Below are 15,751 nucleotides of genomic sequence, written 5' to 3'. Positions count from 1 at the left end.
TCGATAAAACGGTTGGACAGTGGCGACCGCTTAACCGCGATGCTGCAGAAGAGGGGGCAGGACAGGAGCTAGCGGGGGATTTCCGACTCCCTGATTCTCTGCTTGCCGCGCGGGTTGTGCAGGTAGTTGGCCCCCTGCTTGAGGAGAGGGGTTAGCCCGTTCACCGACATCGGGCGGCTGAAGTAGAATCCCTGCGCTTCCTCGCTCCCCTCCGCCTGAAGCCAGGCGAGTTGCGAGGCGTTCTCCACTCCTTCCGCTATTACCTTGAGCTGCATGCTCCGACCTATGCTCATGATGGCGCGAACCACCGCCATGTTGTCGGTATCGAAAGCTATATTATGAATGAAGGACTGGTCGATCTTCAGCTTGTCGATCGGGAGCTTCTTCAGATAATTGAGACAGGAATAGCCCATCCCGAAATCGTCGATGGACAGTTGCACCCCAAGCGCTTTCATGGCGGCCATGCTCCCTAGGACCCTGTCCGGATCGTTCATAAGGGTGGCTTCGGTCAGCTCCAGCTCCAGGCATTCGGGCGGCACCCCTGTTTCATACAGGGCCGACTCGATGATTTCCTCGCAGTCTGCCTGCTGGAAGAAGGTTGCTGAAAGGTTTATCGCCACAGAAAGAGGGCCGATCCCCTGCTGCCTCCACTGGCGTAGCTGCCGGCAGACGGTCCGTATGGTCCATTTGCTGATCGGGGTAAGAAGCCCGGTTTCCTCCGCTATGCCGATGAAATTGCCAGGCAGGGTGAACCCCCTGACGGGATGCTGCCAGCGGATCAGCGCCTCCATGCTTCTGGATTTTCCGGTGGTGAGGTCGACCTTCGGCTGGTAGTACAGCACGAACTCGCTTCGCTCCACTGCGTGCCGCAAATCGGCCTCCATGATGAACCGCTCGCGGGCGTGCTCGTTTAACCTGCGGGTAAAGAACTGATGCTTCTTGCCGCCGGATTTCTTGGCGTGGTACATCGCGACATCGGCGTGCTTTAGCAGTGTGAGGTAGTCCGTACCGTCCTGGGGGAACAGGCTTATGCCGATGCTGGCGTTAAGGGGGGCACTGACCTCCGGGACGCTGAAACCTGAAGTGATGATTTTATTTGCCACAACTGTAGCCTCCGCGGCCCCGCAATCCCAGAGCATGATGACGAACTCGTCTCCCCCAAGCCGCGACACGATGTCGCAGTATCGCGTGCATTCCTTCAGGCGCCTTGCAACCGACTGGAGGACCCGGTCTCCAACATCGTGGCCCAGTGAGTCGTTTACCTTCTTGAAACCATCGATATCCAGAAACAGCAAGGCTATGCCTTTGCCTGTTCTCCTCGCTACCGTCATCAACTGAGTTATCCGCTTATACAGCGTGCTGCGGTTGGGAAGCCCGGTGAGCGGATCGTGGTAGGCAAGGAAAAATATGCTCTCCTCTGCGAGCTTCAACTCGGTGATGTCGAGGATGAAGCCGTCCAGCCGTGTAATCGTGGCAACCCCCTCGCTTTCCGTCCTCTGTACCGTACAACTGTTCAGAATCCACCGTTCGCTGCCATTTTTGTGCCGGATGCGGTGCCTGATCGGCTCGGGTTTTTTGCCGGCATAAACGGCATCAAGAAAACGAAGGACTAGTTCCCGGTCATTTTCATGAACCATGGAAAGCCACAAGTGGGGGTCACGTGCGTATTCCTCCGGGGAATAGCCGGTGATGTCGACGCACTTGGGACTGTGGTAGGTCGACACCAGGGCGTTGTTTTCGAAGCTGGCACTGTAGACGTACTCGTTTATGTTGCTTACTATGGCACGGTACTGCTCCTCGCTCTTCGCCAGGGCGTCGGTGACCTGCTTCTTCTCAGAGATGTCCGAAACGGCACAGCGGCACTCGAGCCCCGAACCGCAGAGCGCGGCATCTATGTGCACAAAGAGAGGAGCATCCCCTTGCGGGTTAAGCGCCGTCTCCAAGGATTCCTTCTTCTGCAAGTCGAACACCCTCCCGAGGAATTCGGAGAAGCCAGGGCGGGCCTTTGCGGGGACAAATTCCAGGAAAAGTCTTCCCAAAAGGTCGCTGCGCTCGATGCCTAGGAGACTGGCACCACTAAGGTTAACGGCGCGGATTGCCCCCTGGCGGTCCAGGGTGAAATATCCGATCGGGGCAAAATCGTAGAGGTCGGTAAACTTATCAAGCGTCGCCTCGAGCTCATCCCTTGTATGGCGCAGCTCCGCGTTCTGCACGTCAAGTTCCACCTGACGCACCTGCAGTTCATGAAGGAGTCGCCGGGTCTCATCCTTTGTCCGGTCCGGTCTCTCTTTTCCCCGTTCGGATTCCATTGTCGACCTCTGCTGGTGTACTTCCTGCTCAATGACCCAGTTGCAAACATTCTGGCACGGTGGTTCCGCAATTTTCCGCCCGGTTGCCGCCACCCTTGGTTGTCAGCACTCTTTGATACCGCCTCCCCAGAGAAGGTCGCAACTAACGTGCCAGCTGGTTTTAACGGGGCGTGGTTATCAACTGGCTGATTCTGCAGGGTGATGCAGTGCCGGGAGTGCTTCGCCAAAGACTTGCTGCCTGCGAAAACTGTCATATTTGACAGTATCCGTAATGGGTTGCAGAAAGCGCCACAAACTGGCGCTTCACCATTGCGGGGGCCCCTCTGGAGGGGCCCAGGTCATAATGGATATATTTGCTTTGTAGCGAAGGCTGCCTTTCGGTACTAATCCGAGAAATCCGAATCAGGGGGCTTTTTACCTCTCAGTATTCCTGGATGTTACTAAACTCGCCCCAGGCAAGGAAGTTCTTGGGCGACTCGACGAAGGAATAGATATTTTCGACGATGCTCAGGTGCCTGCGTTCCTCGTCGGCGATACTTAGAACGATCTTGCGCGCCTCGTCGTCCTTTGTCTGCGCAGCCAGCTCCTCGTAGAATGTTATCGATTTTTGCTCCTGGCGGGTGACCATCTGATAGGCGTCCGGGTCCTTTTTTAGCGCTGCCATCTGTTCGCGCTTGGCGAGCAGGGGTTTAAAGAGGCACGCCGCCTCCCGCAAGGCCTCGAATTGCGATTTTCTTGAGTTGATCCCCGCCTTCAGCTCCACCAAGGCATCGTGGTGTTCCTGCTCGGCCTGGGCCAGCAGGGTGAAGAGATTCTTCAGTTCCTCAGTGCCGGCCGACTCTGCCAGCTGCTGGTAGTAACCCCTCGCGTCCTCTTCCATCTTTATGGCGCAATCGAAAACATTCATGGCGTTCCCCCTCCTCCCTGGTCTTCAGGGCCTTCTGGCTGCGATCGTTTCTGCTCCGACTTTTCGCGATACATCCTCTCGTCACTGAGCTTCAAGGTGTCCCGAAGCTGATCCCTGTCTTTTGCGGTGGCTATGCCGAAGGCGATGCTCACCTGGCCATTCGCGACCTCCGGGCAACTCATGCTCCGGCGGACGGTTTCCCTGGCCACACTGGTTGCCGTCTGCGGCAGGATTACTGCAAACTCGTCTCCTCCGATCCGAGAAACGATGTCCTTGGTACGGAAGGCGCTCCTGATGACCCGGGCCGCCATCTTTATCAGCTCGTCTCCCGCTGCATGCCCCAGTGCGTCATTGAAACCTTTCAGTTTCGTTGACGTCCGCCATCACCAGGGTCATGGGAAACATAGCGCTCTGGGCCAGCCGTTCCAACTCTTCATCGAAATAGGCCCTGTGGCGGTCCTTACCAGGCTGCTTTCCTCGGGCTCGATGGTCAACGGCATGGGTCAAAGGACCCTGCGCCCCTGGATGACGCGCACCAGCAAGACGATTATGGCTATGACCAGCAGGATATGGATCAGGCCCCCCATAGTGTACGAGGTAACCATCCCCGCAAGCCACAGAACTATCAGAATCAGACAAATTGTCCAAAGCATGAGATCCTCCCTGCGGCGCAGTGCGCGCCCGCTACCCGTTCGAGTGGTAAAAACCGAGAAGACCCGCCGGAGCAGGTCTTCCTTTGTCGAGCGAGATGAACGGCTATTTCACGATAAGGTCGTTTTGCACAGACACGACGCCCTTGACCTCCCGTGCGACTTCCCCTGCCTTGTCGGCACTCTGCTTCGAATCGACGAACCCGCTCAACTGAACTACACCCTTGTAGGTTGTTACCTTTATCTGCAGCAATTTAAGCGTGGGGTCGCCGAATATGGCGCTCTTCACCTTGGCCGTGATCACCGAGTCGTCGACATACTGACCCGTGCTTTCCTGGTTCTGCGCACCAGCGTATGCCGGGCATGCGCTTAGCAGTGCGAAGCAGGCGATAAGTCTCAAAACGCGACGCGGTTTTAACATGATGGCCTCTCCTTTCAAGCTCGAATTTCCCGTCTCAACGGTAGCAGCTGGGATACCTGACCTTTGGAGACTTGGTCATGCAAATACCATCCGTTGTCAGCAGGTCATCCCATGGTGAAAAAGAAGGTCGCGCCTTCCCCGGGTTTGCTCTCGGCCCAGACCCGGCCGCCGTAGCGTCTGACGATTCTGTCGACGGTGGCAAGGCCGATGCCGTGTCCCTCAGCGGTGGTCCCGGGCAGGCGCTGGAAACGGACAAAGAGCCGGTCCGCAAACGCCATGTCAAATCCCGGCCCATTGTCCCGGACGAAATAGGCCGTCTGCCCTGCCATTGGGATCGTGCCGAACTCTATGACTGTCGTTTTACGACCGATGCTATGCTTCCAGGCGTTGCCGATGAGGTTGTCCAGGACGCTGCGACAAAGTCCAGGGTCGCCTTCAACGCTGATTCCCGGGGCGATTCGGAAGGTGACCCTCCGCGCCGGTGACGAGAGCCTCAGCTGCTTCGCCACCACTTTTGCCATCTCGCTCAAGTTTACTTTTTCCCGGCTCAACTCGATGCGGCTGACGCGTGAAAAGTTGAGCAAGGACGCGATGAGCTGTTTCGTGTCCCGTGTCGCATCATAGATGCACTCGAGGTATGCCTTCCCCTGGTCATCGAGCTGGTTCCGGCAAATCTCGCTGAGCAGCTGGCAATAGCCACTGATGGCCGTAATCGCTGAGCAGAGGTCGTGGGCAATGGTGGCGTTGAATGCCTCCAGATCGCTATTGGCCTCGGTCATGAGTTGCAACTCCTGCTGCACGCGCGGCTGATCGGCGTGGCTCAGGGGGAGCTCATTCTCAGGGGGGAGAGCGCGGATCTGGTCCTGCGCAGGGCGGCGCCATGGCGAGGCTCCGCCCTGCTGGCTTTTCACTTCATTAGGCACCCGGTCTCCATGTATCTGCTTTTGGCCCTTTCCGAGCGTCTCAGTTTCCATGCGCATATGATGTCCTTTCCGGGAGCGGCTGCGGCTCAGTGGTCATGGTCTTTTTACAGGCTGGCCCTGGTCCATTTTGACCATTTCCTCCAGCAGCGCTCCGGAGAGATCGTCTTGTTCGGAACCTCCATGTGGGATCCTTTCTTTCGCGTGCCTCACGACATCGCTTTCCACCGACAGATCACTCCAGGCCGCTACACCGACGTCCGGGGTGAAGACTTGTTCCGGGGCATACGTTGCAGACGGTTCACCGTAAGCATTTGGTGCATGTTCTGCCGCTCTCGAAGTCATGGGACTGATGGTTAACAGTGCCCCGGTGAGCGCTGTAAACAAGTCGACTGATATCCTGACTGATTGCATAGCTTCTCCCTTGTGAGATCACAATTCACTGGTCTGCTGCTGAGAGGGGACTTCGCAACTTTCACGCCAGAGACGACCCGAGGGAGAGCGAGAGCGAAATCATCTGAAATGAGGGGACTATTTGGAAAGGGGGTCGGGATGGTGCCGAAATCCAGGCGTAACTGATCCGTCATGTTTGACATAACTGGGACATATGACGGCCTACGGCTATCTTAGCGGTAGAAGGTATCCCGGTTCTTTTGAGACCCAGCCAATGGCAACTCGCGCGTTACGCCGGCAGGCCTCCATATGTTGCGGCACCGCCAAATACGACAGATTTGTTGGGCGGCTACCGTGCTCAGTGATTGGTAAAGTTCGCGGATATGCAGTATATCAAGGTCTTAGCTTCTAAGACGTCAGGAGTTTTAACTGGCACGTTAGTTGTACCTCAGAGCTTCTTAAAGTAAGAAATACCTGGTTTGTTCAGTATGGCAGCGTGGGAGGAGGTACACATGGACAAGCAAAAAGAGTATGTGGAGAAACTCTCGGCGCAGATGGTGGAATGGAATAACCAGATCGACCGGCTAAAGGACAAGGTGGCGAGCGCCGCCACCGCGGAGTCCAGTTCGGATTACCATCAAGCCATCGCGGCTTTGCAGCGCAAGTACGATGATGCAAGTGAACGGTTGCAGAGGATTGCGGTTGCAAGCGATGACGAATGGGAGGATCTGAAAGTGGGGACTGAGCAGGTCCTGGGTGAGATCAGAACCATCCTGCATGACGCAGTGATGAAAATAAAATAAGCTTAACAGTTGATAATTATTCTCTCAATATAGCAGTGCTTGCCTTCTTCGCCAAGAGAACCTTTGTATGACCAGGCGCCCATCAAGCGGATGTGAGTGAAGGTTGGAATATCTTCGCCATGGCGCGCGAAGGACTCAGTTATGATCTGAGGATCGCGTTCGAGAAGGCACTCCGGCAAAAGGAGGCCGTTATCCTCAAGGGGGTCAAGATCGCTGAGGGGGGCAGTACGCAGACCGTTGACGTCACCGTCCGGGCCATAGAAGAGCCGGAGGTGCTCAGTGGGATGGTGATGATCGTTTTTATCGACCAGGCTACAACTCCAGGGGGGAAACGGTCGACTAGGGCCAAGGGCTCTCTATCCGATCACGCCAGGGTTCTCGAGTTGGAGCAGGAACTCCAGCAGTTGCGGGGAAGGCTGCAGACCACCTGCGAGGAGATGCAGTCCTCGCAAGAAGAGCTGAAGTCAGCCAACGAAGAGCTTCAATCCACCAACGAAGAGCTCCAGTCCACCAACGAGGAGCTGACCACGTCCAAGGAGGAGATGCAGTCATTAAACGAAGAGCTGCAGACGGTGAACGCCGAGCAGCAGTCGAAGATGGACGAGCTCGCGCGGATAAACAACGACATGAGGAATCTTTTGAACTCCACGGAAATAGCTACCATCTTCCTGGACAACGAATTCCGCATCCGGCGCTTTACCAAGGGGGTCAATAAACTTTTCAAGCTGATCCCGGGTGACGTGGGGCGTCCTCTGGGTGACATCGTGAGCCACCTGCACTATCCTGAGATCATCGAGGAGGCGGAGGAGGTACTGCGGACTCTGGTCTTTTCTGAGAGGCAGATTGCCACCGCCGACGGGGGGTGGTATCTGGTGCGCATCATGCCTTACCGCACCATGGAGGAGGTAATCGACGGGGTGGTGATCACCTTTTCCGATATCACCGCTGCCAAGGCCCTGGAGGCGGGTTTGCGCGAGGAAATTGCGAGGCTTGAGAAGCTTGTTGCAGCAGGGAGTTCGTTATAATTTGGCAGTTGGTTAATCTCCCAGCGGCGCGCTGGGTTCAGGATCGAAGTCAAGCCAATTGCTTCCGCTACCGCTGAAGATTTCACCCCTTATCGGTCTCACCCGCCAACATCTGCCATAAGGCTCTCCGTCATATGTAGCAGTTATGGTAAACCTGACGGATTCCCCTCGACGCCTTATCTCTCCCACCGAATCCCTTCTCTGGTTTTTCCCTGTTTAATCGGCAGCTTGAACCCTCCATCACAGGCGGCTTTGTCTGGCACGCATGTTGCGAAATCCGTCCCTGACGGGAAGCGGAGAGGGGGTGGAGGTGGATGGAGGTGGACAGACGACTCAACGACCTGGCCCGGGCGAATATGCAGCTGACCCAGGAGATAGAGGAACGCAAGAGGGCGGAGGGATCACTCCTTGGCGCCTATGCGGAGATAAAGCGCTTGAAAGACAGATTTCAGGCCGAGAACAGATACATGCAGCAGGAGATAGCCAAGACGTATAACTTCGGCGAGGTCATTGGTAGAAGCAACGCCATTTTGCAGCTCCTGCGGAGGGTCGAACAGGCAGCTTTCCTGAATACGACGGTGCTGCTGATTGGAGAGGCCGGCACGGGGAAGAGAGTAGCGGCACACGCCATCCACAACAAAAGCTCTCGCAGGGACCGGCCTATGGTCACGGTCAACCTAGCGGCACTGCCTCCGAACCTGGTCGAATGCGAGCTCTTCGGGTGGGAGAGTGGAGAGTGTGCCGGAGCCGAGGGGCGGCAGATCGGGCGTTTCGAGCTGGCCGATGCAAGCACGATACTCCTTGAAGAGATCGCCGAACTGTCACCGGAACTGCAGGGGAGACTGCTCCGACTCATCCAGGACGGGGAACTCCAGCGTATGGACAGCCCTCGCACCATAAAGGTCGATGTGCGGGTCATTGTGGCAAGCAACCGGGACTTGGAGCCGGAGGTTCGGGCTGGCAGGTTTCGGGAGGACCTGTTCTGCCGCCTCAGCGCATTTCCCATCACCATCCCCCCCCTTCGGAAGCGCAAAGAAGACATCCCGCTGCTCGTAGATCATTTCCTTGCCAAACACTACGGGCAAATCGGCAAGAAGGCAGCAAGCGTCTCCAGCGCTACACTAGGCGACCTGCAGTCTTACCACTGGCCCGGAAACGTCAGGGAGCTCGAGAACATCATCGAGCGGGCGTTGATCACCGGCCATGGGGGCGAACTGCAGGTTTGGGAAAAGTCCGGCATCATTCGTACTGGGGAGATGGAGATCAAGGCACTTGCCGAACTGGAACGTGGCTACATCTTCAACGTGCTGCAAAAAACAGGTTGGCGCATCGAGGGGGATCGCGGAGCGGCCGTACTCCTCGGGCTTAATCCCAGCACGCTTCGGGCACGGATGCGGAAATTCGGCATCCTGCGCCAGTACAGGCGTGACCAGTGAAGGATCAACTGTTTGCCTGCCCAACGACTGTCACATATATCGCTCCCCTATCCCCTGAGCCGGCAATCCAGGGCGGGTTCGCCAACCTGTCCCGCTACCTCGACAATTCATACTGCGCCGGCACGAAACGCAAGGCGTAGGACCAGGAATACCAATAAAAGGAGACTGCCATGGATATCAGCATCAAGGACAAGACAGAAGACATCAAAGAAAGACAATATAGAGAATTCATCGGGTTCGTACGAGGGATCGAGTCTAATATAGAAAACCTGCTTGAGTCGAGAAACGGTACAGCGCCATTGACCGCCGAAGATGAACGTTCCTGTGAGGCAGCCATCGAGACCCAGAAAATTGCACTGATAGAAGGCTGCAGGAAGTTAAAGCGCGATCAAGAATCGAAGCATAAGCCATGAAGTTGCCAACTATTTACGGATGATTCCGAATTTCCGCATACGGGCGCGCAGGGTGCTGGCATTGAGTCCGAGTATCCCTGCCGCGCCACTGGCTCCCTCGATGCGCCAACCTGTTTTCAGCAGCACACCGAGGATGTAGTCGCGTTCCAGATCGACGAGGGTTTTGATATCTTCCCCCCCCTCCCTCTCTTCATTCGATGTCTGCCCTGTGTTATTTGCTGCATCCTCTTTCATGCGGAAATTGTTGAACTGGTCCAGTACCTGCAGCGTGCTCCCTTGGCTTGTGATTACCGCCCGCTCGATTACACTCTCCAATTCCCGCACGTTGCCGGGCCAGTGGTATTTCTGCAAGGTACGCATGGTCTCACTCGGTACGGTTGTGATCTCCCTGCCGATTTTCTTGTTGAACTTGGCGAGGAAAAAATCAACCAGCAGCGGTATGTCTTCACTGCGCTGCCTAAGTGGTGGCATCGAGATCGGAAATACGTTGAGCCGGTAGTAGAGGTCTTCCCGGAACCTGCCGGTCCGGATTTCCTGTTCCAGATTTCGGTTGGTAGCCGCGATGATACGTACATCGGTCTTAATGGTATGGTTGGCGCCCAATCGCTCGAACTCCCCGTCCTGGATGACCCTGAGCAGTTTGCTTTGCAACTCAAGCGGCAAATCGCCGATTTCGTCAAGGAATATGGTGCCGCCGTCGGCCAGTTCGAAGCGCCCGATCTGCCTTGCAAAAGCCCCAGTGAAAGCCCCCTTTTCCCGCCCGAAAAGCTCGCTCTCTACAAGGGTAGCCGGCAGCGTAGTGCAGTTGACCGTTATCATGGGGCGCTCTCTGCGGGCAGAGCTTCTGTGGATGGCCCGCGCCGCCATTCCCTTGCCGGTACCGGTCTCGCCCTGCAGGAGAACCGTCGCATCCATGGGGGCTACCTGTTCTATACGGGCCATTACCTGCGAAAGGGCTTCGCTTTGTCCGATAATCTCGCAGCTGTTGTACTGCCGGGCAACCTCTTGCTGCAGGTAGATGTTTTCGGCCTGGAGCCGGTCCTTCAGACGCTTTATCTCGGAACAGGCATCTTGGAGCGACTCCTCCGTCTTCTTGCGTTCCTCAACTTCCCGTGCGAGCATCTGATTTGCCCTCGCCAGTTCTCCGGTCCTCTCCGACACGGTTGACTCGAAATTGTCATGAGACTTTTGCAGGTCCTCCTTCAGGCGCCTGGCAATGGTACCGTCAACCACCGAGCAAAAGATACGGATATGCGAGCTGCTGCTGTCGTCGACCCTGACGCTGCGAAACTGGGTGTAGACGATAGAATCGCCTTTCCCTTTGAGCCTGATTTCACACTGCTGTAGACTCGAATTCTGGGCGACATTTGCCAGGTGCCGGGGGAAAAGCTCCCTTCCTTGTGCGTCGGCGATATACCGGGTGAAGGGCGTGTCTACCAGCAGGTGCCGTTCCACCCCCAATAGATTGGCGCCGGTAAGGTTTACCTGCCGAATCACCCCGTTGACATCGAAGGTGAAATAGCCTGCGGGGGCAAAGTCGTAGAGTTCTGCGTAGCTGTTGCGCGAGACCTCAAGCGCTTCTCTGGCCCGGCGCAACTCCTCGTTCTGCGATTCAAGTTCGATCTGGTGGATTTCAAGCTGCTGAACAAGCCTCAGCATCGCCTCCTTTGTCAGCGGGGGCGATGCAACCGATTGGGCACTTAACCGGTGCTGTCCGGTGGGGCGTTTTTTGGCGATCGTATTCAAAAGGCCTTTGTTTTTGTCAATGCCCATCTGTCACCTCTTGTGTCCCAATACTCAGGGCAAAAATTTACACAGATGTTTAAATTATTAAAACAAATCTAACATTTGTTTGTGTACATTAAATAGTAGGATGGTTTTTGGATTCGCATTTTATGATAACACCCATTTCCGTATATGACTAATGCCAAAATTTTATGCTGCTACATATGACAGTTATACTTAAGGTGGCTGCACTCTGTGACTCGTTCCCTACTCAAGGATCGGCTGCATTTTCCCTTTTAATATAAATTCAGTTTTATGCACATATTCTTATAAAGCGACATGCTTCGGCATGTAGGTTCCCCATCGGCTCCTTGCATAGGACCTGATCCCGTAGGTTAACGTGCACCCGGGGTCGGAGGTCCGGCGTCACCGATTCCAAGCTGGCACCCACAACGGTAGCATTATTGGGGACTTTTTAAGGCAGGGGCGGGCCCAGCAACTCCTTTTTACGAGTGAAGCTAAGGTTATAGAAGGAGTATCGTCCACGGGGGGCAACTACTTGGACTACCTGAGCCTGTTAAGCAATGACGAGGTGAATGCGGTTGTCTTAACAAGGACCTCGCACTCAAGGCATATGTTTCCAAAGGATCTGGCCGGTTCCAAGCCGATTCTGCTTGAAGAGGGGGAAAGAAGGTCCCTTGTCCACAGGGTGGGGGAGTGGTTTATCGATCGGTTCCTGCGCTTGCTGTAACGGTTCCGGAGCGCTACGCTACGGCCTCTTCCCGCCTCCTGTCACAGGTGGCCGGCGCCGGTCAATGAGGGGCGCTGCAGGACTTCAGTTTCCCGTTTTCGAAAAGCGAGATGTTTTCGAATGCGGCGCAGGTCTTGCCGTCGATCGTCAGCGATTTGGAAAGATTGCAGGTGTCCAGTTTGCCGTTTGCATGGAAACTGACCAGGCCGTACTGGTTGCAGGTAATATCTCCGTAATTGAAATAGTCGCTTGTGACGCAACTTTGAAGGGTTCCTGACTGATACAGGGTGACGGACGCATACTGCTTGCATTTAACGCCACTTACGATGACATCATCCTTCAGTGTGCAGGATTTCAATTGCCCGCCAGGATAGTAGGCGATCTCGCCGGGAGTACAAATCGATTGGTCGATGGCCAGGCAGGCTCCAGCATTGACCAGTAATATCATGCACACCGCCGCGATAATGGTGCTTGAAACCCTCATGTTACCTCCCTGGCGCCTCGTACCCCTCCTTGTCTGTCATGCCCGACAAGGAAGGGTACCTCGCACCTTTGGACCGCCCCCTGTCAGAAAGGGAGCGCAGCCCTTACTGGCTTATGGGGGGTGCGTCCTAAATGGATCTGCGTCCCTGGATGAGCTGTACCACTACTACAATGATGGCAATCACGAGAAGAATGTGAATCAGGCCACCCATGGTATAGGAGGTAACCAGCCCAACCAGCCAAAGTACTATCAAGATCGCGCATATAGTCCAAAGCATACTAACCTCCCCAGGTCTGACTGCGTCAGCCTTAGCCTGTATCGGTTCTCAAGGTCAAGATTTGCAACCTGCCCGGGGAATTACTGTCCCGGCGGCTATTTTACTAACAGGTTATTTTTTACAGACCCGACGCCAGGAACGCGCCTGGCGATTTCTCCCGCCTTGGCAACGCTTTCTGCCGAATCAACGAAACCGCTTAATTGAACCTCATCCTTGTAGGTCTTGACGCTTATCTGCATGGTTTTCAGCGAAGACTCGTTGAAGATGGCTGCTTTTACCTTGGTTGTGATGACTGTGTTGTCGACGTACTCGCCGGGGCTTTCATGGGTCCTGGTGGACGCACAGCCAAAGGACGTTGTTACCAGCCCGGCACAAACCAGTAGCCTCAAGATACGCTGCAGTTTTAGCATGATGTCGTCTCCTTTTAATAAACGGTTTGAATACGCTGCGGTACCCTTTATTTGCAATTGGCAAGCCAATTGCCGGATTCGAGTACGGCCGTAATAATAACCTGTCATAGCTGATCGTTAGCTGCCGAGTGAAGCCACGGGATGCCCGGCAAAAGGTGGGCGGCCGCCACATGTGGCGGAACTTTGATATGTGGCAGGTCGCTTCAGCATCGTTCCACTGCGGTCTCCAGTTCGGCCGAGTCACGCCCGCGTCGGGACGGGGTACTCTTCTGCAGGAAGAGCCTTTCCGCTGCTATTATCCACCTCCATTTCGGGATCCGAGCAGTTGTAGCTGCCGGCGTCGGGTCTGACACCCACATCGATCGTGTCACAGGTTGTCCTTTGTTTCAGCTCGAGGTCATGCTTTTATCTATAGGGCCGCAACAGGGGGGGGGAAGGCAGGGCCGTTAGTGCGCCAGAGATGGTCCGCGGCTGTGGCTTGCTCCCGTTTTTTAAAATACCCGAATACCTGCGCAACGGCGACCTGGGGCGTACCAAGCCATACCCACCGCATATGGCGGTTATGCCATAAATGACGGGTACCCCTTGCGGTTTCTCCCCGCACTCATCCTTGCCCCTCCAATTATTCCTCGTGCATTCAGACTCTTGTGTTCTCAAGGTTGCTTGGATTAACTCGGCACGCTAGTAGCAAATTAAGAGGAATCCGGCCTCCTGCGCTGGCTAAACCAGGATGAAATCACCATTAAGGAGATGGGCAATGAAGATTTTGGACAGAGGATTTCTGAAGTTTGGGAAACTCGGCAGGGAAGAGGTTTTCCGTCACATAAAGGTGTATCGTCCCATAAAGGAAGAACCATGACTACCACCGGCATTCTTGCGGCCTTGTGGCCTTTGATGGCTTCTGGGTGAGTGGAGCCTGGTTTCCTGGTACGCGAAGTGGGCTGCTCAGATAGGGCTGCCGGAGGACTGTGACCATGAGCAAAGAGATCACTGTCAAGGAGAAAGAGCTCAAAGGGGATAGGGGCGGGGGGATGGGGGCAACCCCGCACGCTGGGGGAGTCGGATTCCGCGTCTGGGCCCCGCATGCCACTCGGGTATCGGTCATCGGGACGTTCAATGACTGGGATGGCGCCAAGAACCCCCTGCAGGCCGAGGAGAACGGCAACTGGTTTGCCGATGTGCCTGGGGCCAAAGTCGGCGACGCCTACAAGTTCCTGCTCACTACCGAAAAGGGGGAGCTCAAGCGCATCGACCCCTATGCCCGCGAGGTGACCGGTTCCACTGGCGATGCAGTGGTCCACGATCCGAGCTTTGACTGGGGCGACGACTTCCACCTGGCTCCCTGGAACGAGTTGGTCATCTACGAGCTGCATGTCGGGACTTTCAATGACCAGGAGGATGACAACGCGGCTGCCCAGTTCGACTCGATCGCGGCCCGCCTGGGGCATCTGAAAAAACTGGGAGTCAATGCCATCCAGATCATGCCGGTGGGCGAGTTTGCCGGCGACCGGTCCTGGGGGTACAACCCTGCCCATATCTTCTCCGTCGAACTGAGCTACGGAGGCCCTCTGGCCTTCAAACGTTTCGTCAAACGTGCCCATAGCCAAGGGGTCGCGGTGATCCTCGACGTGGTGTACAACCACCTGGGCCCAAACGATCTCGATCTGTGGCAGTTCGACGGCTGGTCCGAAAACGGGCTGGGCGGCATCTACTTCTACAACGACGGCCGGTCCCACACCCCATGGGGGGAGACACGCCCCAATTACGGCCAGGGCGAGGTGCGCCAGTTCATATCCGACAACGTGTTCATGTGGCTTAAGGAATACCATGTGGACGGGTTGCGCTACGACTGCACCCAGTTCATCAGGAGTGTCGACGGGTCGACAGAAAACGACCTTCCGGAGGGGTGGAGTCTTTTGCAGTGGCTGAACGAACAGGTCGCCCAGCAGTTCCCCGGCCGTATCACCATAGCCGAGGATCTGCAGAACAACAGCTGGCTCACCAAGGCCGTGGGTGCCGGGGGCGCCGGCTTCGGATCGCAGTGGGACGCCATGTTCGTGCATCCCATACGCCAGGCGGTGATAACCCCCGATGACCAAGCACGCTCGCTTGCCTCCGTCCGGGACGCCATTTGTTACCGCTACAACGACGACGCCTTCGATCGGGTCATCTACAGCGAAAGCCACGACGAGGTGGCCAACGGCAAGGCCCGCGTGCCTCAGGAGATAAATCCCGGGGACCCCAAGGGATGGTACGCCCAGAAACGCTCTACCCTGGCCGCCGCCCTAGTCTTTACGGCTCCCGGCATACCGATGCTGTTCCAGGGGCAGGAGTTTCTCGAAGGGGAATGGTTCCGCGACACGGTCCCGCTGGACTGGGATCAGCGCGACGAGTTCTGCGGCATCGTCCGGCTCTACCGGGACCTTATCCATCTGCGACTCAACCGCGCCGGTTTCACCCGCGGCCTGTGCGGGCAGTTCACCCAAGTGCACCACTTGAACGAGGAGGCCAAGGTCATCGCCTTCCACCGCTGGGACCAGGGAGGAGCTGGAGACGACGTCGTTGTGGTCGCCAATTTCTTCAGAGAACCGCAGGAGGGATACGTTGTCGGCTTTCCGGCCGAAGGGATCTGGAGGTTGCGCTTCAACAGCGATTGGCAGGGGTACAGCGAAGCCTTCTCTGATCATCCGAGCAGCGACGCCGGTGCCGAAACGGGCGAGTGCGACGGACTCCCCTGTCACGCCACAGTTTCTCTGGGGCCCTACAGCGTGCTGATCTTTTCCCAGTGATGGCTCCGCTTGTATCAGCGTTTCCAGTAGATGCGTCG

At 56.1% G+C, this 15,751-nt stretch carries 16 protein-coding genes; 5 read left to right on the top strand and 11 right to left on the bottom strand.

The window, feature by feature from the left end; all coding sequences use genetic code 11:
* Positions 1–68 precede the first annotated feature (68 nt).
* From KP003_RS12290 to KP003_RS12260, 7 genes are all read right to left on the bottom strand, one after another.
* Positions 69–2,225: a putative bifunctional diguanylate cyclase/phosphodiesterase gene (locus tag KP003_RS12290; protein ID WP_239027523.1), complete on the bottom strand. Its 2,157-nt coding sequence runs from the start codon at positions 2,223–2,225 to the stop codon at positions 69–71.
* 505 nt (positions 2,226–2,730) lie between these two features.
* A complete protein-coding gene (locus KP003_RS12285; RefSeq protein ID WP_216497856.1) occupies positions 2,731–3,216 on the bottom strand; it encodes a ferritin-like domain-containing protein in 486 nt (161 codons plus the stop codon).
* Complete coding sequence (locus tag KP003_RS21625) at positions 3,213–3,527, bottom strand: diguanylate cyclase (protein WP_367620864.1); 315 nt, start codon at positions 3,525–3,527, stop codon at positions 3,213–3,215. The genes KP003_RS12285 and KP003_RS21625 overlap by 4 nt, the downstream gene beginning before the upstream one ends.
* A gap of 192 nt (positions 3,528–3,719) precedes the next feature.
* The gene (locus tag KP003_RS12275) at positions 3,720–3,869 is read right to left on the bottom strand and encodes a lmo0937 family membrane protein (RefSeq protein WP_216497855.1); all 150 of its coding nucleotides are present in this window, start codon (positions 3,867–3,869) and stop codon (positions 3,720–3,722) included.
* Between the two features lie 103 nt (positions 3,870–3,972).
* On the bottom strand, positions 3,973–4,287 hold the full coding sequence (locus KP003_RS12270; protein WP_216497854.1) for a BON domain-containing protein: 315 nt from the start codon (positions 4,285–4,287) through the stop codon (positions 3,973–3,975).
* A gap of 104 nt (positions 4,288–4,391) precedes the next feature.
* Complete coding sequence (locus tag KP003_RS12265) at positions 4,392–5,267, bottom strand: sensor histidine kinase (RefSeq protein ID WP_216497853.1); 876 nt, start codon at positions 5,265–5,267, stop codon at positions 4,392–4,394.
* 36 nt (positions 5,268–5,303) lie between these two features.
* Positions 5,304–5,621, bottom strand: a complete 318-nt coding sequence (locus tag KP003_RS12260; RefSeq protein WP_216497852.1) for a hypothetical protein — start codon at positions 5,619–5,621, stop codon at positions 5,304–5,306.
* Between the two features lie 491 nt (positions 5,622–6,112).
* Between KP003_RS12260 and KP003_RS12255 the strand changes: the two genes are divergently transcribed.
* The 4 genes from KP003_RS12255 (at position 6,113) to KP003_RS12240 (ending at position 9,277) form a co-directional block, all read left to right on the top strand.
* A complete protein-coding gene (locus KP003_RS12255) occupies positions 6,113–6,403 on the top strand; it encodes a sll1863 family stress response protein (protein ID WP_216497851.1) in 291 nt (96 codons plus the stop codon).
* A gap of 92 nt (positions 6,404–6,495) precedes the next feature.
* Positions 6,496–7,428, top strand: coding sequence for a PAS domain-containing protein (locus tag KP003_RS12250; protein WP_239027522.1), 933 nt, complete (start codon positions 6,496–6,498; stop codon positions 7,426–7,428).
* A gap of 314 nt (positions 7,429–7,742) precedes the next feature.
* Entirely contained in the window at positions 7,743–8,864 is a 1,122-nt protein-coding gene (locus tag KP003_RS12245; protein ID WP_217299639.1) for a sigma 54-interacting transcriptional regulator, read from the top strand.
* Positions 8,865–9,034: 170 nt separating this feature from the next.
* Positions 9,035–9,277: a hypothetical protein gene (locus tag KP003_RS12240; protein WP_216497849.1), complete on the top strand. Its 243-nt coding sequence runs from the start codon at positions 9,035–9,037 to the stop codon at positions 9,275–9,277.
* A gap of 9 nt (positions 9,278–9,286) precedes the next feature.
* Here KP003_RS12240 and KP003_RS12235 read toward each other — a convergent pair whose 3' ends face one another.
* From KP003_RS12235 to KP003_RS12220, 4 genes are all read right to left on the bottom strand, one after another.
* A complete protein-coding gene (locus KP003_RS12235; protein ID WP_236026761.1) occupies positions 9,287–11,050 on the bottom strand; it encodes a sigma 54-interacting transcriptional regulator in 1,764 nt (587 codons plus the stop codon).
* A gap of 764 nt (positions 11,051–11,814) precedes the next feature.
* Positions 11,815–12,237 (bottom strand): hypothetical protein, encoded by a 423-nt coding sequence (locus KP003_RS12230; RefSeq protein ID WP_216497848.1) that lies wholly within the window; start codon positions 12,235–12,237, stop codon positions 11,815–11,817.
* Between the two features lie 127 nt (positions 12,238–12,364).
* Positions 12,365–12,514, bottom strand: coding sequence for a lmo0937 family membrane protein (locus KP003_RS12225; RefSeq protein WP_216497847.1), 150 nt, complete (start codon positions 12,512–12,514; stop codon positions 12,365–12,367).
* A 95-nt stretch (positions 12,515–12,609) separates the two neighbouring features.
* Complete coding sequence (locus tag KP003_RS12220; protein WP_216497846.1) at positions 12,610–12,924, bottom strand: BON domain-containing protein; 315 nt, start codon at positions 12,922–12,924, stop codon at positions 12,610–12,612.
* Positions 12,925–13,898: 974 nt separating this feature from the next.
* On the opposite strand from KP003_RS12220, the gene KP003_RS12215 reads away from it, so the two are divergent.
* Positions 13,899–15,713, top strand: coding sequence for an alpha-amylase family glycosyl hydrolase (locus KP003_RS12215; protein ID WP_216497845.1), 1,815 nt, complete (start codon positions 13,899–13,901; stop codon positions 15,711–15,713).
* Positions 15,714–15,751: the final 38 nt, after the last annotated feature.

The sequence above is a fragment of the Geomonas diazotrophica genome (assembly GCF_019063885.1).
GTDB classification, from domain to species: Bacteria; Desulfobacterota; Desulfuromonadia; order Geobacterales; family Geobacteraceae; genus Geomonas; species Geomonas diazotrophica.
This window is presented reverse-complemented; position numbering and strand designations above follow the sequence as displayed.

Coding starts and splice junctions, on each gene's coding strand:
- KP003_RS12285 (WP_216497856.1), bottom strand. CDS start 3,216: ATGAATGTTTTCGATTGCGCCATAAAGATGGAAGAGGACGCGAGGGGT.
- KP003_RS21625 (WP_367620864.1), bottom strand. CDS start 3,527: ATGGCGGCCCGGGTCATCAGGAGCGCCTTCCGTACCAAGGACATCGTT.
- KP003_RS12275 (WP_216497855.1), bottom strand. CDS start 3,869: ATGCTTTGGACAATTTGTCTGATTCTGATAGTTCTGTGGCTTGCGGGG.
- KP003_RS12270 (WP_216497854.1), bottom strand. CDS start 4,287: ATGTTAAAACCGCGTCGCGTTTTGAGACTTATCGCCTGCTTCGCACTG.
- KP003_RS12265 (WP_216497853.1), bottom strand. CDS start 5,267: ATGCGCATGGAAACTGAGACGCTCGGAAAGGGCCAAAAGCAGATACAT.
- KP003_RS12260 (WP_216497852.1), bottom strand. CDS start 5,621: ATGCAATCAGTCAGGATATCAGTCGACTTGTTTACAGCGCTCACCGGG.
- KP003_RS12255 (WP_216497851.1), top strand. CDS start 6,113: ATGGACAAGCAAAAAGAGTATGTGGAGAAACTCTCGGCGCAGATGGTG.
- KP003_RS12245 (WP_217299639.1), top strand. CDS start 7,743: ATGGAGGTGGACAGACGACTCAACGACCTGGCCCGGGCGAATATGCAG.
- KP003_RS12240 (WP_216497849.1), top strand. CDS start 9,035: ATGGATATCAGCATCAAGGACAAGACAGAAGACATCAAAGAAAGACAA.
- KP003_RS12235 (WP_236026761.1), bottom strand. CDS start 11,050: ATGGGCATTGACAAAAACAAAGGCCTTTTGAATACGATCGCCAAAAAA.
- KP003_RS12230 (WP_216497848.1), bottom strand. CDS start 12,237: ATGAGGGTTTCAAGCACCATTATCGCGGCGGTGTGCATGATATTACTG.
- KP003_RS12225 (WP_216497847.1), bottom strand. CDS start 12,514: ATGCTTTGGACTATATGCGCGATCTTGATAGTACTTTGGCTGGTTGGG.
- KP003_RS12220 (WP_216497846.1), bottom strand. CDS start 12,924: ATGCTAAAACTGCAGCGTATCTTGAGGCTACTGGTTTGTGCCGGGCTG.
- KP003_RS12215 (WP_216497845.1), top strand. CDS start 13,899: ATGAGCAAAGAGATCACTGTCAAGGAGAAAGAGCTCAAAGGGGATAGG.